Raw genomic sequence first — 23,617 nt, 5'->3', positions numbered from 1 at the left:
CGCCCATGAACCGCATCGAAACGTACAGGGGCCTCACATGAAAAAGGACCAGGGTCCAGGCGGCCAAACGGAAATCATCTTCACCGGCTTCGGCGGACAGGGGATCGTCCTCGCGGGCAAGATCCTCGGCGAGGCCGTCGCCCTCGGAGACCACAAGGAGAGCACCCTGGTGCAATCCTACGGACCCGAGGCCCGGGGCGGGGCCTGCAGCGCCCAGGTCATCATCTCGGAGCGTACGATCCACTACCCTTATGTCCGGCAGGCGGACATCCTCGTCTGCATGTCCCAGGGCGGCTTCGAAAAGTATATCGATGTGCTGACGCCCGAGGGGATCCTGATCCTCGATTCCGATCTGGTGCAGCCTCGCGGGCTCGACCGTGTGCACTTCGATATCCCGGCCACCCGCCTGGCCGAAGAGCTCGGGCGCAAGATGATGGCCAACATCATCATGCTCGGTTTTTTCACCGCCGTCACCGAAGCCGTCTCCTTCGAGGCGGCCTCCGAAGCCGTGGCCGCCTCGGTGCCCAAAGGAACGGAAACCATGAATCTCAAGGCCTTTTCCAAGGGCTGGGATTACGGCCGCGCCTTGTTGAAGGGGCGTCAGAAGAAGGCCGAAGGAAGGACAGGGGCCTGATCGCATCATGACCAGGAATAAAGAGCGTCTTTACAAAGTCATCGTGATCGGGGCCAATCCTGCCGGCATCTTGGCGACCAACAAACTGGCCGAAATGGGGATCCCGGTCACCCTGGTGGACCGGGAGGCGGACCTGGACGGGAAGCTTTCCTCCGAACAATGGCGCCTGCCCTGCGGCGTGCCTTTGAACTTCGCGCACCGGCCCGGCCTGCTCCGCATCCTCCGAAATCAGGCGATCCAGTGCCTTCTCCCCGCCGAGGTCGTCTCCCTCAAACACACCCCGCAGGGATTCAAGGCCCATCTGCGCCTCGAAGCCACTTGCACGGACCCGGCGCGATGCACCCTCTGCGGGCGCTGCGCCGAGGTCTGTCCGGTGCTCGCCCCCGACGGTGCGAGGCCGATCCGCTTTACCGGGCGGAACATGCTCCCGGGCCGCATCCTCCTCGAAAAGCGGCAGGCGCCGCGCTGCCAGACCCATTGCCCTCTCGGCGTCAACGCCCAGGCCTACATCGCCCTCGCGGCGGCGGGCCGCTATGCCGAGGCCCTGCAGGTCGTCCGTGATGAAAACGTGCTTCCGGGGATCTGCGGCCGGGTGTGCACCCACCCCTGCGAAGAGGCCTGCCGCCGCGGCGAATTGGACGAACCGATCGCCATCCGCGACATCAAGCGTTTTCTCGCCGACTATGAGATCGCTGCGGGCACGATGCCCGCCCCGCACCGGAGCGACGGGAGCAGCGGGAGGGTCGCCGTAGTCGGGTCCGGACCGGCCGCTCTGGCGGCCGCCGCAGAGGCAGCCCGCCTGGATTACGACGTCACCGTTTTCGAGCGCGAACCGGAACCCGGAGGCCTGCTCCGCTACGGCATCGGCCCCCATCGCCTGCCGCGCGCCATCCTCGATTATGAACTGGACTACATCCGCCGGATGGGCGTCGTCTTCGAAACCGAGCGACCCGTGGCGTTCGACGACGGACTCGCCGAACTCCGGTCCGCCTTCGACGGGGTCATCGTCGCGGCAGGCTCCTGGAACGACCGGAGCCTCGGAGTGCCGGGGGAGGACCTCGACGGGGTCGAAGGCTGCCTTGCCTTCCTCCAGCGGGCTTACCGGACCGGGATCACCGCCTTCAAGGATCGCGCAGCCGTTGTCGGCGACGGCAACGCGGCCTTCGATCTGGCCAGGGTGCTCCGGCGGATGGGCGCCGAGGTCACGCTGCTCTCCTGGTTCCCGAAAGAACTCATCCCCGCCGACTCGCGCGAGGTCGAAGCGGCCTTAGAAGAAGGGGTGCATATCCTCGACTGCCTCCAGGTGACGGCGTTCGAGGGCAGCGACGGGAGGCTCCGCGTGCTCCGGTGCCGTCCCACCGAACCAGGGAAACCGGACCCGCAGGGCATCCCGTGGCCGGTGATCGTCCCGGACACCGAGCCCGTTCTCCTGCCCTTCGATCGGGCCTTTATCGCGATCGGGCAGAATGGGGGCTTCCCGGAGCACTCGCCGGCCGGCGAACAGGGCCCCGGCGTCCCCATCCTAGAAACGACCTCCGCCGGTCTGATCGCGGCGGACCCGTCAGGCCGCACATCGATCCCCCTTGTGTACGCTGCGGGGGATGCCGTTGCGAGCCCCGGATCGGTCGTCCTGGCCATGGCCGCCGGCAAGACGGCCGCCAGGACGCTGCATGTCGATCTGAAAGGCGAAGACCCCGCGCCGCATCGGACCGCTCGGCCGGAAGACCTGGACTACCGGCCGATCCCGCCCGAGATCCCCTCGCTTGCCCGGCCCACCATGCCGGAGAGGCAGCCGGCCGCTCGCAGCAAGAGCTTCGATGAGGTGGCGCTGGGCCTGAGCGCCGAGCAGGCCGCCGCTGAGGCCGGCCGCTGTCTTCAGTGCGGCCTTTGCTCGGAATGCCTCCTGTGCGTGGAGGCCTGCCGTGGAATCGACGCGATCCGGCACGGCCAAAGGGCCGAGGACGTGGTCGAACAGGCCGGCGCGGTGATCCTGGCCGACCCCGACATGGTCCCGGAGGTCAAGGGCCTGGACGTCATCCGGGCCTATGGCCCGAAGTCGGCGCGCCCGAACGTCTTCGACATGATGACCCGGGGCTTCGATGCCGCGGCCCAGGCCGTCATCCTGCTGAGCAGCTCGGCCCGCTCGCTCCGGGGGCGGGGTTTGAGCTTCTCGCCTCCGGACCCGGAGCTCGCACGCGACGTCCGCATCGGGGTCTTCGTATGCCGCTGCAACGGGAGCCTCGGATGGCTTCCCGAAATGGACCGGTTCGTCCTCGAACTCCGCGAGCGGGAGAACGTCGTCTTCAGCACGGTGATCGACTCGGCCTGCGTGCCGGAGGGGGGCGCGGAGATCCTCCACACCATCCGCGAAAAGGGGATCACCCGGGTCGTGCTCGCCTCCTGCGTCTGCTGCCCGCTCAACTTCGTCTGCAGCGCGTGCACCGATCAGCGCACCCGCCTCAAGCAGGCCCTTTTCGATGGGACCGGCATCAGCCGCTCGATGGTCGAGACCTGCAACCTGCGCGGCGAGGCCCTGCGGTTTCTGAAGCAGAACGACCGCGAGACCGCCTTCGAGCGCTTTCAGGGCCTTCTCGACCGCTCCATCCACCGCGCGGCGCGTCTGAAGGGCCTCCCGGCGCCCGCCAGGCATTACAACTTTGCGACCGCTGTCGTTGGCGAATCGGAGGCGGCCTTTCAGAGCGCCAGGATCCTCGCCGATTCGGGTTTGGAGGTCTTCATGTTCGGGAGCATGGAGAGCCCGCTCTCGGATCGGGCCATCCACCCGAACATCCACTGGTTCAAGGGCTCCCGCGTGATCGGACTGACCGGCAGCCTCGGGAACTTCCAGCTTTTTGTCGCCACCGACGGGTTCGAGAAGACGCTTCAGGTCGGGGCCGTCATCCTGGGGGAAAAGTCGCGGCGCATGATCCCTTATGTCCCTCAGAAAGGGCTCCCCCATCGCATGGTCCAGTCCTCCATGCAGAGCGAAGCCGGCGCGGATCTCCCGTTTCTCTACCCCGGCGCAACCTCCGTTTCAGGCCTCTTCCTGGCCAATCCGCCGGATATCCGCGTCTCGGAACGGAAAAAAGGGGCGGCGGCCGCGGTGCTCGCCGCCGCCGTCATGCCCCGCGGCCCCCGGGCCAGCCGCGGATACACCGTCATGGTCCACAAGGATTACTGCCGCGGCTGCGGGCGCTGCCTCGATGTGTGCCCGCACCAGGCCATCCATTTTGAGGCGAACCTGGTCGGAGGCCGGCACGCTGTCGTCGATGAGGCCCTGTGCAAGGGGTGCGGCCTGTGCATCTCCGTCTGCCCGTCCCAGGCCGCCGACAGCCCGTACCGGGACCACGGCTATCTCGTCCAGTTGTTGGAAGAGGTCTTGACACAGGAAAAAACCACCTCGGTCTAAGGCGGCCGACGACCGCCGAGGGCCGGGAAAGCGAGCTTCGATGAACGGAAAACCCCAGATAGAATCGCGCGCCACACCCGTGCCGGGTCCAGCGCGCAGCATCATCCTTTTCCTCTGCAGTTGGGGGCCGCACGCCGCTTTCCAGCGTCTTCAGGATGAATGCGCCCCGATTCCCGAAGCGGTCAAGATGGTCCGGATCCCCTGCACGGGGCGGATTACCAAGGCGCTTCTGTTCAAACCCTTCGAGATGGGCGCCGACGGGGTCGCGCTCATCGGGTGCCACGAAGGGACATGCCGCTACGGGAGCGGGACGAAGGCCGCACGGGCCAACGTCCGTGACACCTGCGAGATCCTGGATCTCCTCGGCCTCGGGGCCACCCGGCTCCGCCTGGGGCTCTTTCTGCCCGACGATTCCGCCGGCTTGCTTCAGTTCCTCCGGCAGTTTTCAGACGATATCCAGTCCCTCGACAAGAGCCCGGTGGCGCCCTATCCCCTTCCGGCGGTGCAGGGCGATCCGACCCCCGCCCTCAACCAGGTTCTTCGGGAATACGACGTCTACGCCTGCCAGGACTGCGGCAAGTGCTCCTCGGCCTGCCCCCTGACCCTGGCCGGGAAGACCTTTTCACCGCGCTCCACCGCCAACGCCCTGATTGCAGGCCAATGGGACGATGAGGGTGTCCGCCGCGACATCTGGTCCTGCCTGACCTGCGGACTGTGCTCGGACCGCTGCCCTTCGGCCGTGAACTTTCCGGGGTTCGTCCGGGAGGTTCGCCGGATCCTCCTCGCACACGGGCTCGGGGGACACGAGGCCCACGGGGGCTTCTTTCAATCCCTGAGCCGCACGATGACCAGCCCGGATCTCCGGATCCATCACTGGAGCTGGCTTCCGGACGACATCCAGACCGATCCGCAAAGCAAGGTCCTGTTTTTCGGGGGATGCGCGCCCTACTTCGACATCTTTTTCCGCACCCACCTCGGGGTCACGACCCGTGACATCCTCGTGGACAGCCTCCGGCTCCTGAACTTCTTCGACATCCACCCCGCGCTCCTGGATGCGGAGCGATGCTGCGGGCACGACCTGTACTGGAGCGGAGATCAGGAAAACTTTCTGAAGCTTGCCCGCCTGAATGTCGAGGCCATCCGCGCCTCCGGGGTTGAAGAAGTCATTGTATGCTGTCCCGAAGGGTACCGGACCTTCTCCCATGACTACCCCGCCAACGGCGTGGAAACCCCCTTCAAAGTCACCCTGCTGATGGACTTCCTGGAGCGCGAGATCGACAAGGGAGCGGTGGGGTTCAAGCGGCTCAACCGGAGCCTGACCTTTCAGGATCCCTGCCGTCTGAGCCGCTTCGAGAAGAAGAGCGCCCTGCCTCGCAAGCTGCTCGGACGTCTGGACTCGGCCGGCTTCGGAGAGATGCAGGAGCGCGGCGGAGGGGCCATCTGCTGCGGCAACACCGCCTGGACCGGCTGCGACGCCTTCAGCAAGGCCCTTCAGGTCCACCGCCTGAGGCAGGCCCGGGCCACCGGCGCCGACCTGCTGGTGACGGCCTGCCCCAAGTGCCAGATCCATCTCCGCTGCGCCATGCAGGATCCCTTCATAGGGGAGTCCCTCGAGATGGAAACCGTGGATCTGACAACGCTCCTGGCACGGACGATCCAGTGGGAGTGAAGAGCAATCGCGTAATCCCGGCCCCGAAGCCCGTGAAACATCCACGCAGCAGACGCTGAAACAACACAAGGACTGCCCGGAATATGGAAAACACTCTGGAAGCACGAACGAAGGAAACGCCCGGAGCCAAACCGCGCATCGGCGTTTATGTCTGCCACTGCGGCCTCAACATCGCCCAGACGGTCGACTGCGGCCAAGTGGCCGAGGAAGCGGCGGCATGGGACGGCGTGGTCCTCGCCAAGGACATCGCATACGCCTGCTCGGAGCCCGGACAGCAGCAGATCAAAACCGACATCCTCGAAAACGGACTCGACCGGCTGGTGGTGGCATCCTGTTCTCCCAGGCTTCACGAGCCGACCTTTCGGCAGATGCTCCAGTCGATCGGGATCAACCCTTATCTGCTCGAGATGGCGAATCTCCGCGAGCAGTGCAGCTGGGTGCACATGGGAGACCGGCCGGCGGCCACGGCCAAGGCAATGGACCTCGTCAGGATGGCTGTCTCGCGTGTGCGCGAACTCGAGCCGCTGACGGGCGAAACGCTGCCGCTGACCCGGCGCGCGCTCGTGATCGGCGGCGGCGTCGCCGGCATCCAGACGGCCCTCGACCTGGCCGACAATGACTTCGACGTGGTGCTGGTGGAGAAGCGGGGCTCTATCGGCGGGACCATGGCGCAGCTCGACAAGACCTTTCCAACGATGGATTGTTCGATCTGAATCCTCGGTCCGAAGATGACGGATGTCGGTCGACATCCCCGGATCACCCTCCACACCCTCAGTGAAGTCGTCGAGGTCAAAGGCTCCGTCGGAAACTTCGACGTCAAGATTCTGAAAAAGGCCCGCTACGTCAACGAGAAGGAGTGCACCGCCTGCGGGGACTGCGCGAAGGTCTGCCCCGTGGTCCGCCCGGATGAGTTCAACCTCGGCCTCTCCTCCCGCAAGGCCATCTTCTCGCCTTTTCCACAGGCCGTCCCATCCGCCTATATGATCAATGTCAACGAGTGCCTGGGGCACAATCCGGCCGTGTGCTCCAAGTGCGTGGAGGCCTGCGCCAAGCACTGCATCGATTTCCGCATGTCGGATGAGGAGCGGGTGGAGCGCGTCGGGGCTATCGTGGTGGCCACCGGACTCGAGGTCTATGACCCGACCGAAATGGACGAATACGGCTACACGCGCTTCGAAAACGTCCTGACGAGCCTTGAATTCGAGCGGCTGGTCAATGCCGGCGGGCCGAGCAGAGGCGAACTGATCCGCCCTACGGACCGGCGTCACCCGAAGACGATCGGCTTCATCCAGTGCGTCGGCTCGCGCTCCCTCAACAAAGGGGCCGAGTACTGCTCCAACATCTGCTGTATGAACACGATCAAGAGCACCCTCCTCATCAAGGAGCACAACCCCGAGGTGGAGGTCAAGGTCTTCTATATCGATATCCGCGCATTCGGCAAGGGGTTCGAAGATCTCTACCGCCGCAGCCGGCGACTGGGCGTGCAATACATCCGCGGACTCCCCGGGACCGTGGAGGAGACCGAAGACCGGAGCCTCCGGGTGGCGGTCGAGAACACCGCGACGAGCAGGCTCGAGGTCCACGAACTCGACATGCTGGTCCTGGCCCTGGGGATAAAACCCGCCTCCAGCACCCAGCGGCTTCAGGAGATGCTCGGGCTTCAGTTGACGCCGGACGGCTTCTTCCTGGAGGCCCACCCGAAGCTTCAACCGGTGGATGCCGCCACCCGCGGCGTCTTTTACGCGGGGTGCGCCGAAGGGCCGAAGGACATCAAGGAAAGCGTCACACAGGCGTCTGCCGCGGCCGCCCGGGCGATCCGCCTCCTGCACCGCGGTGAGATCACGACCGAACCCATCACCTCGGTCATCCTCGCCGAACAGTGCAAGGCCTGCGGCCGATGCGCCGAGGTCTGCCCCTACAACGCCATTACCGTGGACCCGAAGAAGAAGGCCCCGGCCGTGGTGAACACGGCGGCCTGCGCGGGGTGCGGCACCTGCGCGGCGGAATGCCCTTTCGACGCGATCGACATGAACCACTTCAGCGACCGGCAGATCACGGCCCAGATCGACACGCTGCTTGAAGCCGAGCCCTCCGGCAAGGTCCTGGTCTTCGCCTGCAACTGGTGCTCCTATGCCGGAGCGGATTACGCCGGGGTATCGCGGCTCCAGTATCCATCGAACGTCAGACTGATCCGCACCATGTGTTCAGGCCGCGTGGATGAGGATTTCATCTGGCGGGGGTTTCGAGCCGGCGCCCCGGTGATCCTCGTCAGCGGTTGCCATATCGGAGATTGTCATTATATTGATGCTAATAACTGGACCCTGAAACGCATCGAGAAGGTCCAGAAAAAGATGGCCCGCCTTGGTATCCGGCCCGAAAGGCTTCAACTCGAGTGGATCAGCGCCGCCGAAGGGACCCGGTTCGCAGAGGTGATGCGGCGTATGGAATCCCTGCGGCGGACCGTCACGGCCGAAGAGATCTTTGCGACCATCGAGGCCCTGAGCAAACCACGGGGCAAGGGGCCGTCGGGGCCGTTGCCGGTGCAATGACCGGCTCCGTTCGTGTTTCCAATGCTGATTCCAGCCCTGGATGCTGTAAGTTTTATACGGAAAGGTACAACAACGACATGATCAACGTCACTTGCCAGGAAACCCGAACCGGCTCCCCCGTCGTCAGTGAGGCGATCGTAAAAAGAATCACCGTCGAAAACTTGCGGCGTATCGTCCAGGTCAATCTCCCGTTCCGTCTCTTTATCGACGGGTACGGCGAAAGCTTCATCCAACGGGGCCTCAACCCGGAGATCGGCCTCGATGCCCCCGCGCTCGACCGCTTTCAACCGCGCGACTGCCTAGCGCTGGTACGAAAGCTCCATGAGGCCGGTCGCACGATTACCTTGCACGCCCCGTTTACCGATCTGTCGCCCGGGTCGCCCGACGAAGCGATCCGGGATGTCACCCGCCGCCGATTCAGACAACTCCTCGAGTGGGTAGCGGTGTTCGAACCGAAGACCCTCGTCGCGCACGCAAACTACGACGTTACGCGCTACGGCCCTTTCAAGTGGGGCTGGCTCAAGCGAAGCGTCTCCTTCTGGAGGGCTCTGGCCGACAGGCTGAAAGAATCGCCCACCCGTCTGGTGCTCGAAAACGTCTACGAGTGGACCCCTGAAAACATGAAGCACATCTTCGAAGCCATCGATCACCCCGAGATCGGATTCTGCCTCGATATCGGGCACCAATCGGCTTTCGGGCGCGCCCCTCTCGAAAACTGGGTGGACGTCATGGCCCCTTTCATCAGGCAGCTTCACCTTCATGACAATGACGGCCGAACCGATCAGCATCTCGCGATCGGGGCCGGCACCATTGACTTTCAGGCCTTTTTCAAACAGTTGTCCAGTCTGCTCCCGACTCCTCCGGTAATCACCCTCGAACCCCACCGCGAAGACGATCTCGAACCAGCCCTTGAAGCGCTTAGCGCCCTTTGGCCCTGGTGAGGGGAATCCGCCGCCGAAATTCCGCGGACGTTGAATTGACGCGGCGCATCTGTTAGACTGGAGCCGGCTCGGAAGCGCTCTTCCAGCAGCAGCCTGCGAAGTTTGGACCACAGGCCGACGGGTGGGCTTTGTCTCCCACTTGCTTCGCCCCATGCCTTCACCTTCACTCGCAGAAAGGCGTGGGCTCCTGAACCCATCGACCGACAGGGGCGCCTCCGAAAAGGGATCGGGCAAGCGTGCAAAATATCCGGAAACCTCATTCCCCGGTTGTACACGTCGGCGTTCCGGATGTGGAGGAAACAAAGGAAACATGCCGGAAAATGAGAGCACAGCAACTGCTGCCTGGATGGATCATCCTTTTCCGAAATCCACCCCAATGGCTGAAAAAGTGAAACGCCTTCAGGAAGTCGTAAACCCTGAAGACAGCCTCGCCATCCTGATCAACGCCGACCCGGATGCGATGTCGGCCGCCATGGCCCTCAAGCGTTTTTTCTGGCGGAAGGCACGCAAGGTCAAAGTTTTCCACGTCAACGCAATCCAACGGCCCGACAATCTGGCGATGGTCAAGCTCCTCAAGATCGACCAGCGTCACATCCGGCGTCTCAAGGTTTCCGAATTCACCCGGTGGGCGATCGTCGACTCCCAGCCGCATCATCACGAGTCCTTCGGAACGCGCAATTTCGATATCATCATCGACCACCACCCGCACTGTGAGGGCTGCAGGGCCCAATTCATGGACATCCGCGAGACCTACGGCGCTACGGCCACCATGATGACCGAATACCTGCGGGCGGCGAAGATCCAACCATCACCGCGGCTCGCGACCGCCCTGTTCTTCGGCATCAAAAACGACACGGCCAATTTCATCCGGGACTCCCTGCCGAACGACCTCAACGCCTTCCGCTACCTCTACTCTTTCGCGAATCTGAACATTGTCAAAAAGATCGAGTCCTCCGAGATGACGAAGAAGATCCTCTCGAGCTACAAACAGGCCCTGGACAGCGTCGTCATCACCAAAAACAGGGCCTACGTCCATATGGGAGCCGTCAAGAATCCGGATACCCTGGTCATCATCGCCGATTTTTTCATGCGGCTTGCCGAAGTCACCTGGAGCTTCGCCTCAGGCGTCTATCAGGACAAGCTTATCGTCATCCTGCGCAACGCCGGCTTCCGGGCCAATGCAGGGAAGACCGCACAGCGGCTTTTCGGCCCTCTGGGCGCATCGGCCGGCGGACACCGCTCGGCGGCCCGGGCCGAGATCCCCCTGGAGAACATCGTCAAGGAGGCGAAGGGAATCACGCAAATAGAGCGATTCATCCTCAAAATTCTAAAGGACTCGAAGTAGATTCGAGGACTGAAGGGAAAACCTTTGGCAACTTATAGCGCGGACATCGACCATAATCTTGTCGACCGGGTGGAACATTTCATCCGTGTTGAGGATGAAGACAGCCTCCTCAAGCTGATCGACGAGATGCGCCCGGCCGATGCGGCCGATCTGATCGAGCACCTGGACCCTGAGGAGCGGCTTTTTATCTTCAAGCTCCTCGAACCCCAGGATGCCGGCGAAGTCCTGATCGAAATGGAATCGCCGGCCCAGGACCTGCTGCTTCGCGATCTGGACGATCAGACCATCTCGGAGATCGTCCAGGAACTCGATTCGGATGATGCTGCGGACCTGGTCGGCGACCTGCCGGAGGACCGCGCCAGAAACATCCTCGAAGCCTTGGAGAACGATGTATCCGACGAACTGGCGAAGCTGCTCCCTTACCCCGAAGATTCGGCCGGCGGCATCATGGCCCTCGAATTCATTGCCGTCCGGGCCGGTTTCACCGTGCAGGATGCCATCGATTCCATCCGTCAGCGCCGGGAAGAGGTCGAGAACGTCTACTTTATCTGGGTGGTGGATGACTTCGATCGTCTGGTGGGAGTCGTGTCTCTGAAAGACCTCGTGCTTGAACCGCCTGACCGCAAAATAAGCGATATCATGAACACGGAGGTGATTTCCGTGCACGTCCGCACCGATCAGGAAGAGGTGGCGCGCCTCGTCACCAAGTACGACCTGGTCAGCATCCCGGTCGTAGACGACTATCACCGTCTGGTAGGGCGCATCACTCATGACGATATCATCGACGTCATCGAGGATGAGGTGGACGAAGACATCGCACGCATGGCCGGCGTCATGCCGCAGGAGATCGCCGAAGAATCCAGCCTCAAGATCTCCCGGGCGCGCCTCCCCTGGCTCATCGCCGGCGTCTTCGGCGGCATTCTGGCCGCGGCCGTCATTCATCAGTTCGAAACATCCCTTGAGCGAATCATCGCCCTTTCCTTCTTTTTTCCGGTCATCATGGCCATGGGAGGCAACACCGGGACACAGGCGGCCACCGTGGTGGTGCGCGGACTCGCCACCGGGGACATCACCATGTTCGCTATTCACAGGCGGCTTCTGATGGAGCTGCGCGTCGCCCTCATCAATGGGATCATCTGCGGCGCCCTGGTTGGTTCGATCGTCGCCGTTTGGCTTGCAGACATGCAACTGGGGACCGTCGTGGCCCTCGCCGCCTGCCTGATCGTTCTGAACTCCGCGTTCATCGGCTCCGCGGTGCCGTTCGCCTTGAAAAAGTTCAATATCGACCCGGCGCTGGCCACGGGACCATTCGTCACCACATCGAATGACATCCTCGGCCTTCTGATCTACCTTGGCCTCGTCAGCTTGTACTTAGGGGTCGGACCAAGATAACAATCTCTAATAACAACAAAATTGGCTTTTTACAGTGGTTTTTATTGGCTTAAAAGGACTATTTCGACCATAAAAAGTCCATTCTAAGCGAGGTGAACGCCTCTCAAGAACTTGTTCGAAGGCGAAAGGAATAAGAGTCTTGCTTTCGTTTGCCCGAAAGGTCAAGATCCGGAACCACGTGACGGCTGCAGGTAGATGTATCCGGAGATGATTGTCTCGTGTTGCGCGGCTTCTAATCCGGAAATGAGGGATTTTCTCCACACGCTTGGGGAGGCTGGTTTTTTCACACACTTCGCACGCTCAGTCCCGCTACGCCGTCATTTTGGCAATGAGATCAAACGTTCGCTTTGAGGCGATTTGAACTCGCCACATAAGCAAACGTGCAGAGAGAGGAGAGACTGAGAATAAAAATATTTTCATGTTGGAATCTGTTCTATCCAAATCCGTCAAGTTCTTTCGAAGAATAAAAACTGATTTTCAATTAAAACAATATCGCTTAGAAAGGCGATTTGATGCCCCAAAACTTACTTCTAAGGGGAAAAAGGGCCGGTTTTTGGAGTGCTATTGCAGTGATATCAAACAAATAGCTTGGTCCGACCCCATTTAAATATATCGCTCAGAAAGGCGATTTGATGCCCCAAAACCTTCTTCTAAGGCCAAAAAAGGTCGTTTTTTGAAGCGCTATTGTAATAATATTAAATTATTAGGTTGGTCCGACCCCTTTTATAAGGAATTCGATATGAAGCAGGCTGTTCTCTTTCCTCATTGCGTATTGGCTGAGGGTGATCTCGAAGCGGTGCTCAGAACGTGCGAGAGCCTGACGGCGGGAATCCCCTGGTACATGGAACCACCCCGGATCGGCGATCAGGCCCTGATGAAACGGTTGAAATGCGTTTACCCCCCTGAAGACCTCAGGCCCGAGGGTGATTTCAGCGCCGTCCTGGGCGAGTACCAGACCTGGATCGGAAACCATCCGGAGCGGGGATACCAAGGCTTCATCAAGGCCTATATGGCCCGACAGGATGAAGACTCCCCGGCATGGCTGATTCGCCAGGAGATCAAAGTCGGGAGCGAAGCCGCTGCATTCCCGCGCGCGGCGACGCTGCACCGCCACCTGATCCTGCATATGTCCACCCAGGTCGAATTGAACGGCAGGGAAGCCGACACCCTCCTCGACGAGGCCAAGGGTCGCGGCCCGCTCCTGGCCGATGCCCTGGAAGAGACGCCCCCGCCCGATCCTTTCTTCAACCAGTTGAGCGCCGGCGGCGGTTACGGTTATTTGACCCGGGAGCAGACGGCGTCCGCCATCGAAGCCTGGCTCTGGCTTTTCAGCAAGGCGGTTGCCCCGGAAGCGCCCCTTCTCACGCTGAACCCCGAGGTGCCGAACCTGGCGAAGGACCTTTGCGAAGAGCGCGGGCTCACCCTGACTGTACGGCAGGACTTTCTCACAGAAGGGCCTCAGAGAGCCAAAGTGACCGTTCTCGAAATGCAGCCGCCGGCCGCTGAAGCGCAGGGGCATCCGCTCCTCGATGCCCTGTCGCACCGGCTCCTCTTGTACTGGGAAGGGTAGCCGCAGCTCGGACCCCGGAAGAAAACACCCTCCAAAACAACTGCGTCCGAGGAGACTGGCTATCCATGTTCCGCTTGAACGACTTCATCCTTCTGCTGGTGGTGTTCTCTTCCATGGCGGCCGGCATCCTTGCACCGGGGCCGTGCGCCTTCTTTCAACCCTACCCGCTCTACCTGATGATGTTTCTGCTCTACCTGAGCTTTCTCTCCATCCGGGTCGAAACGGTTCTGGGAACTGTGCGCAACATCAAGATCACCGTTTTGTGGCTCTGCGCAGCCAAGCTCTTCATCCTGCCGCTCATCCTTTACCTCGCCTGCCGGGCGATCTACCCGGAGTACGCCCTCGCCGTCCTGCTCCTCGCCGGGGTGTCGACGGGCGTGGTGGCGCCTTTCATTGCCGGACTGCTCGATGCGGACATGCCCATCGTCCTTGCGATGGTGGTGCTCACCTCACCGCTCGTACCCATCACGCTGCCCGTGCTCGTCCGGTTCCTGCCGGGCCAGGAATTCCATGTTCCGTTCGGACCGATGTTCCGCATGCTGGTCTTGACCGTTTTCATCCCCATTGCAGCGGTGGAATTGAGCCGGCGCCTCCTCCCCAAGCTGACCGCCGCTCTCATGAAGCGACGCTTCCCGATATCCCTTGTGATCTTCGCCTTGATCAACTTCGGGGTCTTTTCGAAATACGCCGTTTTTTTTCAGCAGAATCCGGGGACGCTCCTCGAGGCGACGCTCGTCGCGATCATCCTGGCCCTGATCCTTCTCGCGGCCGGCATCCTGACGGCATTCCGGAGAACCCTGCCGCAACAGGTGGGGGCCGCTGTCTCTTTCGGCAACATGAACAACGTCCTGATCATCGTCTTCGCCGCCCAGTTCTTCGGGCCCCTGGAACCGACCCTGGCCGCCGTCTACATGATCCCATTCTTCGGCCTCATCCTTCCCCTGCGGGCCTATCGCCAGATAAGGGAAAAGGGGGCTGCCTATGCATAGACCTCCCGGCAAGGTCTCATTTGCATTGCCGGACGGTCACAAGTCGGATAACATTATGAGTTTATTTTTCTCTAAGGAGATCCGCGATGCAACCCGAGTTCATCCAGGCCCGCGACCTGCCGGACGCGTGGTTCCAATGCGTATACCGCCTGCTCGAAACGGGGCATGAATACATTATCGAGCGCGGAAGCTACGAGGGGCAGAAGCGGCTCGAGTTCGACTATGTCACCGTCCATGTCCGATTTCCGGAAACCCGGCCCCTTTTGCCGGACATCCCGCCGGCCCTGGGCATCCCGAACCCCGTCGCGGAAGGCTATCTCGAAAGCTACCTCCCCTATCTCATGACAGCCGTAAAGCAGCCCGGAGAGGATTACACCTACGGGTCCTACCTGGAGATGCAGATACAGGAGGTCATCCGTATGTACCGGGAGGATGGATTCGGCACCAATCAGGCCTATATGACGGTGGGAAACCCGGAGGCCATTTTTCTCAAGGATCCGCCTTGTCTGCGAGGCATCGACACCCGTATCCGGGACGGAAAACTCCACTTCGTGGTCTATTTCCGGTCGTGGGATCTCTGGAACGGCTTTCCGGCCAACCTCGGAGCCATCCAACTCCTGAAGGAGTACATGGCCGGGGAGATCGGCGTTGGCGACGGCGAGATCATCGCCGCCAGCAAGGGGCTTCACCTGTACGACTACGTATGGGAACTCGCGAAACTGCGCACCATGTGCCCCAACCCTCAGGCCCTCAGCAAAGGAGAATGCCGGACCGATGATTGAGATCTCCGGAATGGACAACCGCGAAACGGAGGCCTGCGCCGAGGTCCTGGGCATCGAGCCCTATCGGGCAAGACAGGTGCGCCACTGGATCTTCAAGCGCCTCGCCCGCGGATTCGACGAAATGACCAGTCTGCCGAAGGACCTGCGCGCACGCCTCGCCGGCGAATGCCGGTTTTCGAGCCTCGAGACCGCCGATCTTCAGATTTCCCGGGATACCACCCGCAAGGTCCTCTTCAGGCTCAGCGACGGTTTCTTCATCGAGTCGGTCCTGATTCCCGAGCGGGACCACTGGACCTTGTGCATCTCCTCCCAGGCAGGGTGCGCCATGGGCTGCCGCTTTTGCCTCACAGCCCGGCAGGGGTTTCACCGGAATCTTTCGCCCGCCGAAATCGTGGATCAGGTCCTCGAGGTCAAACGGTCCATGGACGATCCGGACCAGCTCACCAACCTGGTGCTGATGGGGATGGGCGAGCCTTTGGCCAATTATGAAAACGTCAAAAAGGCCGTTGGCATCCTGACGGCGGATGAAGGCCTCAATTTTTCGCACCGCAAGGTGACGCTCTCGACCTGCGGCCTCGTCCCCGTGATGCGCCGACTCGGGCGGGAGATGACCGTCAACCTGGCCGTGTCCTTGAACGCCGCCGACCCGGAGACCCGCGATTTCCTGATGCCTGTCAACCGGCGCTATCCCCTCCCCGAGCTTCTCGCCGCCTGCCGGGAGTTCCCCCTGCCGAATCGCCGGATGATCACCTTCGAGTACATCCTCATGGAGGGCGTCAACGATTCGGAGCGGGACGCGGAGCGTCTGACGTCCCTTCTCCGCGGGATTCGCGCCAAGATCAACCTGATCCCCCTCAACCCGCACCCGGAATCGCCCTTCAAGCCGTCCTCCATGGAGAGGATCCTGCAATTTCAAGAAGTTCTCATTCAGCGCCATTACACGGCCATCATCCGCAAAAGCAAAGGGCAGGACATCCTCGCCGCCTGCGGTCAGTTGAGCGGACAGTATGAGGAGCATGAAGCCCGATCAGGCAGCGGGCCGGATCAGGTCCTGCAGGCTTGAAAAGCCCTTGCCACGTAAAAATATTTCCCTCTATGACCTGATTTTTCCCGCACGCCTTCGGCGCCGAAAGAGCCGTCAAGCTTCACAAGACAAGGAAGGCGACTCGGCAATGCGCCTGGCCCGGCACCCCCTGCGGCAGGATAGTAGTTACCTGAAGGGTGATGGAAAGATGAAGGCCTATGGGAAAGCCCCCGGGCGGCTCCGCCCTGCTGATGGGGCGAAACCGTTGTTTCGCAGAGGAGGCGAAATACGGGTTGCACCGGCGGCGCCTTCAATGTTATTTTGATCGTTCGGAATCCGGCCGGTTTCCCTTTCGGACCTACGGATACTTTTATCAAGGAGAGAGTGACAACACCCGCTGTACTTCACGGGACCGGCCTACCCGCGGCAGACGCTCCGGCCGGATGGAAATCGGCGTCTACAGAGGCCGGCCGACCGGCACAGCAGTCCGCTTCCACTGGTGCAATCCCCGCAGACCGACGGACGTCCATTTCTTTCCCTCCCGGAATAGAAAGGGAGGCCTCGGGATTCCCGCCGGATGAAAACCCGATACCAAAGGACCCGCTATGACCATCAAATTGAATTTTTCGAAGGGAAACGGCCTTCTTCCCGCGATCGCCCAGGATCATCGCTCGGGCAAGGTCTTGATGCTCGCCTACATCAACCAGGAAGCCTGGGACATGACCCTCAAGACGGGGGAAGTGCATTACTGGAGCCGCTCGCGCCAGGAGCTCTGGCACAAGGGCGGCACCTCCGGCCATGTGCAGAAGGTGAAGGAGATCTACGCGGACTGCGACAACGACACGGTCCTCTTCCGCGTCGAACAGGTCGGGGGCGCCGCGTGCCACACCGGCTATGACACCTGCTTCCACCAGCAGGTCGATACATTCGGCAACGTCACTATCGTAGGAAAGAAGATATTCGATCCTGAAAAGGTATATGGAAAATGAGCACGCTCAAACTCGGCATCCCCAAGGGGAGCCTCCAGAACGCTACGATCAATTTGTTCGAAAAGTCGGGATGGAAGATCAATGTGAATGATCGCAGCTACTTCCCCGACATTAATGACGAAACCATCGCCTGCAGCATCTGCCGTGCGCAGGAAATGTCCCGCTACGTCGAAAGCGGCACCATCGACGCCGGACTGACCGGCAAGGACTGGATCGAGGAAAACGAATCCGACGTCGTGGTCGTGGATGATCTGGTCTATTCGAAGGTGAGCGCCAATCCCGCCCGCTGGGTCCTGGCCGTGCCGGCGGACTCCGACATCCGCCGCCTCGAAGACCTCGAAGGCAAGAAGATCGCCACTGAACTGGTCAACTTCACCCGCCGCTTTTTCGAACAGCACGGCATCAACGTCAAGGTCTCCTTCTCCTGGGGCGCCACCGAGGCGAAGGTCGTCTCGGGCCTCGCCGATGCGATCGTGGAGGTCACCGAGACCGGGTCGACGATCCGCGCCCACGGGCTGAAGATCATCCACGAACTCATGCAGACCAACACGCGGTTCATCGCCAACCGGGAGGCCTACGCGGACCCGTGGAAACGCGCCAAGATCGAGCAGATCATCCTGCTTCTCAAAGGCGCGCTGCGAGCCGAACGCCTGGTCGGCCTCAAGATGAACCTCCCGTTGGACAAGAAGGAGACCGTCATAGCCCTTCTGCCCAGCCTGAACGCCCCGACGATCGCCGGGCTGCACAACACCGACTGGGTCTCGGTCGAGACGGTGGTGGACACCCGCGCCGTGCGGGATCTCATCCCCCGGCTCTTGCAGGCGGGCGCCCAGGGGATCATCGAATACAATCTGAACAAGGTCATCTGACGGCTTCAGACCGAACCGTCCCAGGACGGCGGAGGCCTCTTGCCCGAGCAAAGCGAACAGGCCGTGACGAAAGGCTTCATGGCTCAGCGAAGGGCGGCTCTCGAGCAGACTGTGAACAGACAGCAGGCGCCGCCCCCGGCGCAGGGCCCCACCATGGGCTCAGACACCCAACGGATCCGTCAAGGAGACGACATGGCGCACATCAGCAGGCGCACCCTCGACATACCGCCATTCATCGTCATGGACATCCTGGAAAAGGCCCAGCAGATGGAAAAGGCCGGCCGGGACGTCGTCCATCTCGAGATCGGCGAACCCGACTTCACGACGCCTCCGTGCATCTGCAACGCAGCTGTCAAGGCCATCGCCCGGGGAGAAACGCACTACACGCACAGCCTGGGCCTCCTGGCCCTGCGGGAGGCCATCTGCCGCCACCACCTGCAGGCCTACGGCGTTTCGGTGACCCCGGAGCAGATCCTCGTCACATCCGGGACTTCTCCTGCCCTCTTCATGATCTTTGCGGCGCTCCTCGAACCAGGCGATGAGATCATCCTGTCCGACCCTCACTACCCCTGCTATCCGAACTTCGCCCGGTTCATCGGGGCGGAGCCGGTCTTCGTGCGCTGCTCCGAGGAGGATGGCTTTCAACTGCGCGCGGACGCCATTCAAAAGGCCGTCACCCGAAGGACCCGCGCCGTTCTCATCAACTCCCCGGCCAATCCAACCGGCAACCTTCTCGACTCGGACCGGATGAAAGAGATCGCCGGTCTCGGACTGCCCATCGTCTCGGATGAGATCTACCACGGCCTGGTTTATGGCCATCCGGCTCACTCGATCCTGGAGTTCACCCGCAACGCCTTCGTCCTGAACGGCTTTTCCAAGCGCTACGCCATGACCGGGTGGCGCCTCGGCTACATCATCGCACCACCCGAGTTCATCCGTCCACTCCAGAAGGTTCAGCAGAACCTCTTCATCTCAGCTGGCAGCATCTCCCAGTGGGCAGGGGTGGCGGCGTTGGAAGAGGCTGCAGCGGACGTCCAGAGGATGGTCGAGATCTATGACGAGCGTCGGCGCTACATGATCGACCGGATCCAGAAAATGGGCTTCCGCCTCCCCGTCGAGCCTGCGGGCGCCTTTTATCTCCTGGTCAACGCGCGGCACCTCGAAGAGAAATCCTATGACCTGGCCTTTGAAATCCTAGAGAAGGCGGGAGTGGGCGTTACGCCAGGGATCGATTTTGGAGCCAACGTAGAGGGGTATTTGCGCTTTTCCTACGCCAACCACCTGGACCGCATCAAGGAAGGGCTGGATCGGCTCGAACGCTTCATCGAGACCCGTTGATATGGATGCCGCTTTCGTCAAGGCCGCCTACCGGAAAGAGCACTTTCCCCCGCCCGACCGGCCCGAAATCGCGTTCGCGGGGCGATCCAACGTCGGCAAGTCATCCCTGATCAACGTCCTCGTCAACCGGCGCGGGCTCGCCCGCACGAGCGCGAGCCCAGGCCGCACCCAGGCCATCAATTTCTTTCGGCTCGGCGACGCCTTCTATCTCGTGGATCTGCCCGGCTACGGCTTCGCGAAGGTCCCGCTTTCAGTCAAGGAATCCTGGCGGCGGATGGTGGAGGAATACCTGCTGAACCGCACCAATCTGGCGGCGGTGGTGGTCATTCTGGATATACGGCGAGACCCTGCCCCGGGGGACAAGGAACTCTTGGACTGGCTGATCACCTATGGGATCCCGGCACTCCCGGTTCTGACCAAGGCCGACAAACTCTCCAGGAATCAGGCCCAGGGGCGCCTGCGGGACATCACCACGAGCCTGTCAGGGCTCCTCCACATGCCGCCCATCCTGTTTTCGGCCAAAACCCGCCAAGGCCGCGATGAGATCTGGAAGGCGATCCATTCCCTTGCGGGAGGCCCGCGCGACTATTCATCCTTGAACCGGCCGTCGTCCAACCCGTAAGCCTTGATCTTCCGGTGAAGATTGCTTCGCTCGATCCCGATCGCCTCGGCGGTCTGGGAGATGTTCCAGTTGCATTCCCGCAGCTTGCTCTCGATGTAGGCCTTTTCGAATGCGCTTCTGGCCTCCTTGAGGGTACCGGCCTGTATAGCCTCAGGCACCTCTTCGGCCCCCGCCCGGGAGCGGTTGTTGTAGGGAGGAGGAACGTCCTTCGCCTCGATGACGGTCTCCTGGGTCATGATCATCAGACGTTCTACGAGGTTTTTCAGCTCGCGCACGTTGCCCGGCCACTCGTACTGCCGGAGAACCGCCAACGCCTCCGGGCTGATCTCCTTCGGTTCGGTGTTCATAGCGCCGGCGAAATCCCGGATAAACTCCCCAATGAGTTCCGGGATGTCCTCCCGGCGCTCCCTGAGCGGCGGAACCCGCATGGGGATGACGTTCAAACGGAAGTAGAGGTCCTCCCGAAAACGGCCCTTTTCGATCTCCGCTTCCAGGTCCTTGTTGGTCGCGGCGATCACACGGACATCCACACTGATGGTCTTCGATCCACCGACGCGCTCGAATTTCTGCTCCTGCAGGATGCGCAAGGTCTTCGACTGGGCCTTCAGACTCATGTCCCCGATCTCGTCCAGAAACAGCGTCCCTTCGTGCGCCAGGTCGAACTTGCCCTTCCGCATGGTCGAAGCGCCCGTAAACGCTCCCTTTTCGTGTCCGAAGAGTTCGCTTTCGATCAGCTCCTCGGGGATCGCGGCGCAATTGACCTCCACCATAGGCTTCCGGCTGCGCTTGCTCAACCGATGAATCGTGTGGGCCACCAGTTCCTTGCCGGTGCCGTTTTCTCCGGAGATCAGAACCCAGGCGTTGGTCGGGGCGACGATGCGGATCTGCTCCTTCAACTGCGTGATCGCCTTGCTCTCCCCCGTGATCCGGTAACGTCCTCTCTGCGTCTCCCTGAGGAGGGAAATCTCCTCTTCCAGGCGGTTGTAATCGAGGGCATTGTTGACGGCAAGCAGCAGTTTCTCGAGCGACAGGGGCTTTTCGATGAAATCGTAGGCGCCCAGGCGGGTCGCCTTGACGGCGGTCTCGATGTTGCCGTGCCCGGACATCATGATCACCTGCAGCGTGGGGCAGTGCTCCTTGATCTTGACCAGGGTCTCGATCCCGTCGAGGCCCGGCATCCAGATATCCAGGAGGACCAGGTCCGGGATGCTTTCCTCGATTCGTTCCAAGGCCTCGGAACCGCTCATCGCCCAGACGACCTCCAACCCCTCGTCGCTCAGGATGCCCTCGACGGATTGAAGGATGCTCTCCTCGTCGTCCACCACCAGAATGCTTCTTGCCATTTCCTAACCGTCAACGCTTTGTTTGTGCAGCATGTCGATTGCGATCAGCGCAGCGCGCCCGGAGGCGCCTCCTTCACCGAGCAAACGCCTGACCTCGTTTAGGCCCTGCAGCATGGCGCGCCTGTAAGGCGGATCTTCGAGCAGCCGGCCAACCTCGCGGGCAAGGTTCGCCGCCGTCGCCTCTTGCTGAATCAGCTCCCGCACGACGGCCCTGCCGGCTACCAGGTTGACCAGGCTGATAAACGGCACCTTGACCAGGAGGCGCCCCGCCCAGTAACTGAGAGCAGAGAGCTGATAGGCCACTACCATGGGCACTCCCGCGATGGCGGTTTCGAGGGTTGCCGTTCCCGAAGTGACCATCGCAGCGTGACAGCGCCCGAGGACCCGCGGAAGGCCTTCCGGAGAAATCTCAAGGGGGACGGGGCTGCCACCGGCAATCTCCCGGATGGTGGCTTCCTTCACGGACGATGCAAGCGGCAGAAGAGCGCGCAGCCCCGGAAACCGCCCCCTCAGCATTCCGGCCGCCTCCATCATGATAGGCAGGAGATGGCGGATCTCTTCCTCGCGGCTGCCGGGTACAATTCCTACCATGGGGGCATCCCCGGTTCGGGGCCAGTCGAGCGCCGCCGCGTGCTCGACCAGCTGGGAAGGCACGCTGTCCATCAAGGGATGGCCCACGTAATCGACCGCCACACCATGGCGCCGATAGAAGGCCTCTTCGAATGGAAGGATGACCGCCATCCGCTCGATGCGCCGCCAGATCTTCCGGATGCGGCCCTTGCGCCACGCCCAGACCTGCGGGCTGATGTAGTAAAGCACCGGGATGCCGCACCGCCTGGCGGTGCCCGCCACATGGATATTGAAGTCGGGGTAGTCGATCAGGATCAACAGGGAAGGGGGTTCGCAACGAAGGATGCGCTTGACCTCCCGCAGGCCCCTCAAGAGGACCCGACCCTTGCGAAACACCTCTGTCAAACCGACAACGGCCATCCGGGAAGCCTGCTCGACGAGCCGCACGCCGGCCTGCTCCATGTACGCCCCGCCGATGCCGACAAAGGAGACCCCTGGCTCATGCCGCTCAATCGCCTCGACAAGCTTCGCGCCATGCAGATCGCCCGATGCCTCTCCGGCAAGGATCATCACCGTCCTCGGACGGCGCTTCTCAGCGGATGCGCTTGAAATGGTCACAGCCCTCTTTGATCTGATCGATGATGGCAAGGGCCACCTGAAGCGCTCTGCGCCCATCCCGGCCGCTCACGACAGGCGCGGCCCCCTCGCGCACCGCCTTCACGAAGGCCGCGATCTGATCGGCGAGCGGATCACTCCCCGGAAAGCTCTTCTTCCGTGTGACGATCTGGGGAAAGCCGTCGGCCCCCTTTTGCTCGCGGTCAAGCTCCGTGCGGCTGATTTCGCGCTTGGCGCAGTTTACCGAGATGTAAGCGTCAGGCTGAAAGATCCGGATCTTCCGGAGCATATTGTTCGAGACCCGGCTGGCGGTCAGGTTCCCGACCGTTCCGTTGTCGAAGATGATCCGGACATTGGCGATGTCCGTCTGCGGCGTGATGACGGAAAGCCCGACGGCATGGACCTCCCGCACCTCCGCCCGCACCATGTGCAGAATGATATCGAGGTCATGGATCATGAGGTCCAGGACCACGTCCACATCCGTCCCGCGCGTCGTAAAAAGGTTCATCCTGTGGGACTCGATGAAAATGGGCCGATCGAGCATCCCGCTCATTTCAACGACCGCCGGGTTGAAACGCTCGACGTGCCCGACCTGCAGGACCAGACCCGCCTTGTCCGCCAGTGCGATCAGTTCGCCGGCATGCGCCAGATCATAGGTGATCGGCTTTTCGATCAGGACGTGCACCCCCGCCTTCAGGATACGGCGTCCGACCTCATGATGTTGCTCCGTCGGAACGGCAAGACTCACCGCATCGACGCGCCCGAGGAGACCGTCCAGGTCGTCATAACACATCGTCCCGTAGCGGCGGGAGATTTCTTCGGCACGGCCCGCGTCGCTATCGACCACGCCGACCAGTTCCGCCTCGGGCAGGGCCGTGTACTTCTGCACGTGATACTCGCCGAGATGCCCCACGCCGATGACACCCACCCGCACTCTTTCATGCATCACGATGAGACGAACCTCCCT

18 protein-coding genes are annotated in these 23,617 nt (G+C 61.7%); 15 read left to right on the top strand and 3 right to left on the bottom strand.

The window, feature by feature from the left end; all coding sequences use genetic code 11:
* Positions 1-37 precede the first annotated feature (37 nt).
* The 15 genes from H567_RS0121645 (at position 38) to yihA (ending at position 20,122) form a co-directional block, all read left to right on the top strand.
* A complete protein-coding gene (locus H567_RS0121645) occupies positions 38-634 on the top strand; it encodes a 2-oxoacid:acceptor oxidoreductase family protein (RefSeq protein WP_028322981.1) in 597 nt (198 codons plus the stop codon).
* Between the two features lie 7 nt (positions 635-641).
* Positions 642-4,043, top strand: coding sequence for an FAD-dependent oxidoreductase (locus tag H567_RS0121640; protein ID WP_028322980.1), 3,402 nt, complete (start codon positions 642-644; stop codon positions 4,041-4,043).
* A 40-nt stretch (positions 4,044-4,083) separates the two neighbouring features.
* A complete protein-coding gene (locus H567_RS0121635; RefSeq protein WP_051185207.1) occupies positions 4,084-5,712 on the top strand; it encodes a hydrogenase iron-sulfur subunit in 1,629 nt (542 codons plus the stop codon).
* 83 nt (positions 5,713-5,795) lie between these two features.
* Complete coding sequence (gene hdrA2 / locus H567_RS26650; RefSeq protein ID WP_084517749.1) at positions 5,796-8,261, top strand: CoB-CoM heterodisulfide reductase HdrA2; 2,466 nt, start codon at positions 5,796-5,798, stop codon at positions 8,259-8,261.
* Between the two features lie 77 nt (positions 8,262-8,338).
* Entirely contained in the window at positions 8,339-9,202 is an 864-nt protein-coding gene (locus tag H567_RS0121625; protein ID WP_028322978.1) for a sugar phosphate isomerase/epimerase family protein, read from the top strand.
* A gap of 376 nt (positions 9,203-9,578) precedes the next feature.
* Positions 9,579-10,547: a DHH family phosphoesterase gene (locus H567_RS26645; protein WP_035255788.1), complete on the top strand. Its 969-nt coding sequence runs from the start codon at positions 9,579-9,581 to the stop codon at positions 10,545-10,547.
* 24 nt (positions 10,548-10,571) lie between these two features.
* On the top strand, positions 10,572-11,939 hold the full coding sequence (gene mgtE / locus H567_RS0121615) for a magnesium transporter (RefSeq protein WP_051185205.1): 1,368 nt from the start codon (positions 10,572-10,574) through the stop codon (positions 11,937-11,939).
* A gap of 739 nt (positions 11,940-12,678) precedes the next feature.
* Positions 12,679-13,509: a hypothetical protein gene (locus tag H567_RS0121610; protein ID WP_028322976.1), complete on the top strand. Its 831-nt coding sequence runs from the start codon at positions 12,679-12,681 to the stop codon at positions 13,507-13,509.
* Positions 13,510-13,574: 65 nt separating this feature from the next.
* Complete coding sequence (locus H567_RS0121605; RefSeq protein WP_028322975.1) at positions 13,575-14,498, top strand: bile acid:sodium symporter family protein; 924 nt, start codon at positions 13,575-13,577, stop codon at positions 14,496-14,498.
* 86 nt (positions 14,499-14,584) lie between these two features.
* Positions 14,585-15,280, top strand: coding sequence for a thymidylate synthase (locus H567_RS26640; protein ID WP_051185204.1), 696 nt, complete (start codon positions 14,585-14,587; stop codon positions 15,278-15,280).
* The gene (gene rlmN, locus H567_RS0121595) at positions 15,273-16,343 is read left to right on the top strand and encodes a dual-specificity RNA methyltransferase RlmN (RefSeq protein ID WP_028322974.1); all 1,071 of its coding nucleotides are present in this window, start codon (positions 15,273-15,275) and stop codon (positions 16,341-16,343) included. Before H567_RS26640 ends, rlmN begins: the two co-directional genes overlap by 8 nt.
* A gap of 566 nt (positions 16,344-16,909) precedes the next feature.
* Positions 16,910-17,293: a phosphoribosyl-AMP cyclohydrolase gene (gene hisI / locus H567_RS0121585; protein WP_051185203.1), complete on the top strand. Its 384-nt coding sequence runs from the start codon at positions 16,910-16,912 to the stop codon at positions 17,291-17,293.
* Positions 17,290-18,162, top strand: a complete 873-nt coding sequence (gene hisG, locus H567_RS0121580) for an ATP phosphoribosyltransferase (protein WP_028322971.1) — start codon at positions 17,290-17,292, stop codon at positions 18,160-18,162. The genes hisI and hisG overlap by 4 nt, the downstream gene beginning before the upstream one ends.
* Positions 18,163-18,354: 192 nt before the next feature.
* A complete protein-coding gene (locus tag H567_RS0121575) occupies positions 18,355-19,500 on the top strand; it encodes a pyridoxal phosphate-dependent aminotransferase (protein ID WP_028322970.1) in 1,146 nt (381 codons plus the stop codon).
* A gap of 1 nt (position 19,501) precedes the next feature.
* A complete protein-coding gene (yihA, locus tag H567_RS0121570; RefSeq protein WP_028322969.1) occupies positions 19,502-20,122 on the top strand; it encodes a ribosome biogenesis GTP-binding protein YihA/YsxC in 621 nt (206 codons plus the stop codon).
* On the opposite strand, the gene H567_RS0121565 is transcribed toward yihA, so the two are convergent.
* Genes H567_RS0121565 through H567_RS26635 form a run of 3 tightly spaced genes read right to left on the bottom strand, consistent with a single transcriptional unit; the run spans position 20,086 to position 23,596 of the window.
* The gene (locus tag H567_RS0121565; RefSeq protein ID WP_028322968.1) at positions 20,086-21,465 is read right to left on the bottom strand and encodes a sigma-54-dependent transcriptional regulator; all 1,380 of its coding nucleotides are present in this window, start codon (positions 21,463-21,465) and stop codon (positions 20,086-20,088) included. The genes yihA and H567_RS0121565 overlap by 37 nt on opposite strands.
* Before the next feature lie 3 nt (positions 21,466-21,468).
* Complete coding sequence (lpxB, locus tag H567_RS0121560) at positions 21,469-22,653, bottom strand: lipid-A-disaccharide synthase (protein WP_208598458.1); 1,185 nt, start codon at positions 22,651-22,653, stop codon at positions 21,469-21,471.
* Positions 22,628-23,596 (bottom strand): Gfo/Idh/MocA family protein, encoded by a 969-nt coding sequence (locus tag H567_RS26635; RefSeq protein WP_035255743.1) that lies wholly within the window; start codon positions 23,594-23,596, stop codon positions 22,628-22,630. The genes lpxB and H567_RS26635 overlap by 26 nt, the downstream gene beginning before the upstream one ends.
* Between the last annotated feature and the right edge of the window lie 21 nt (positions 23,597-23,617).

The sequence above is a fragment of the Desulfatiglans anilini DSM 4660 genome (genome assembly GCF_000422285.1).
GTDB lineage: Bacteria > Desulfobacterota > DSM-4660 > Desulfatiglandales > Desulfatiglandaceae > Desulfatiglans > Desulfatiglans anilini.
The sequence above is the reverse complement of the archived record's forward strand: the minus strand, read 5'-3'. Positions and strand labels throughout refer to the sequence as shown.

Coding starts and splice junctions, on each gene's coding strand:
- H567_RS0121645 (WP_028322981.1), top strand. CDS start 38: ATGAAAAAGGACCAGGGTCCAGGCGGCCAAACGGAAATCATCTTCACC.
- hisG (WP_028322971.1), top strand. CDS start 17,290: ATGAGCACGCTCAAACTCGGCATCCCCAAGGGGAGCCTCCAGAACGCT.
- H567_RS0121640 (WP_028322980.1), top strand. CDS start 642: ATGACCAGGAATAAAGAGCGTCTTTACAAAGTCATCGTGATCGGGGCC.
- H567_RS0121625 (WP_028322978.1), top strand. CDS start 8,339: ATGATCAACGTCACTTGCCAGGAAACCCGAACCGGCTCCCCCGTCGTC.
- rlmN (WP_028322974.1), top strand. CDS start 15,273: ATGATTGAGATCTCCGGAATGGACAACCGCGAAACGGAGGCCTGCGCC.
- H567_RS0121575 (WP_028322970.1), top strand. CDS start 18,355: ATGGCGCACATCAGCAGGCGCACCCTCGACATACCGCCATTCATCGTC.
- H567_RS0121565 (WP_028322968.1), bottom strand. CDS start 21,465: ATGGCAAGAAGCATTCTGGTGGTGGACGACGAGGAGAGCATCCTTCAA.
- H567_RS0121605 (WP_028322975.1), top strand. CDS start 13,575: ATGTTCCGCTTGAACGACTTCATCCTTCTGCTGGTGGTGTTCTCTTCC.
- hisI (WP_051185203.1), top strand. CDS start 16,910: ATGACCATCAAATTGAATTTTTCGAAGGGAAACGGCCTTCTTCCCGCG.
- H567_RS26640 (WP_051185204.1), top strand. CDS start 14,585: ATGCAACCCGAGTTCATCCAGGCCCGCGACCTGCCGGACGCGTGGTTC.
- H567_RS26645 (WP_035255788.1), top strand. CDS start 9,579: ATGGCTGAAAAAGTGAAACGCCTTCAGGAAGTCGTAAACCCTGAAGAC.
- H567_RS0121635 (WP_051185207.1), top strand. CDS start 4,084: ATGAACGGAAAACCCCAGATAGAATCGCGCGCCACACCCGTGCCGGGT.
- yihA (WP_028322969.1), top strand. CDS start 19,502: ATGGATGCCGCTTTCGTCAAGGCCGCCTACCGGAAAGAGCACTTTCCC.
- H567_RS26635 (WP_035255743.1), bottom strand. CDS start 23,596: ATGCATGAAAGAGTGCGGGTGGGTGTCATCGGCGTGGGGCATCTCGGC.
- H567_RS0121610 (WP_028322976.1), top strand. CDS start 12,679: ATGAAGCAGGCTGTTCTCTTTCCTCATTGCGTATTGGCTGAGGGTGAT.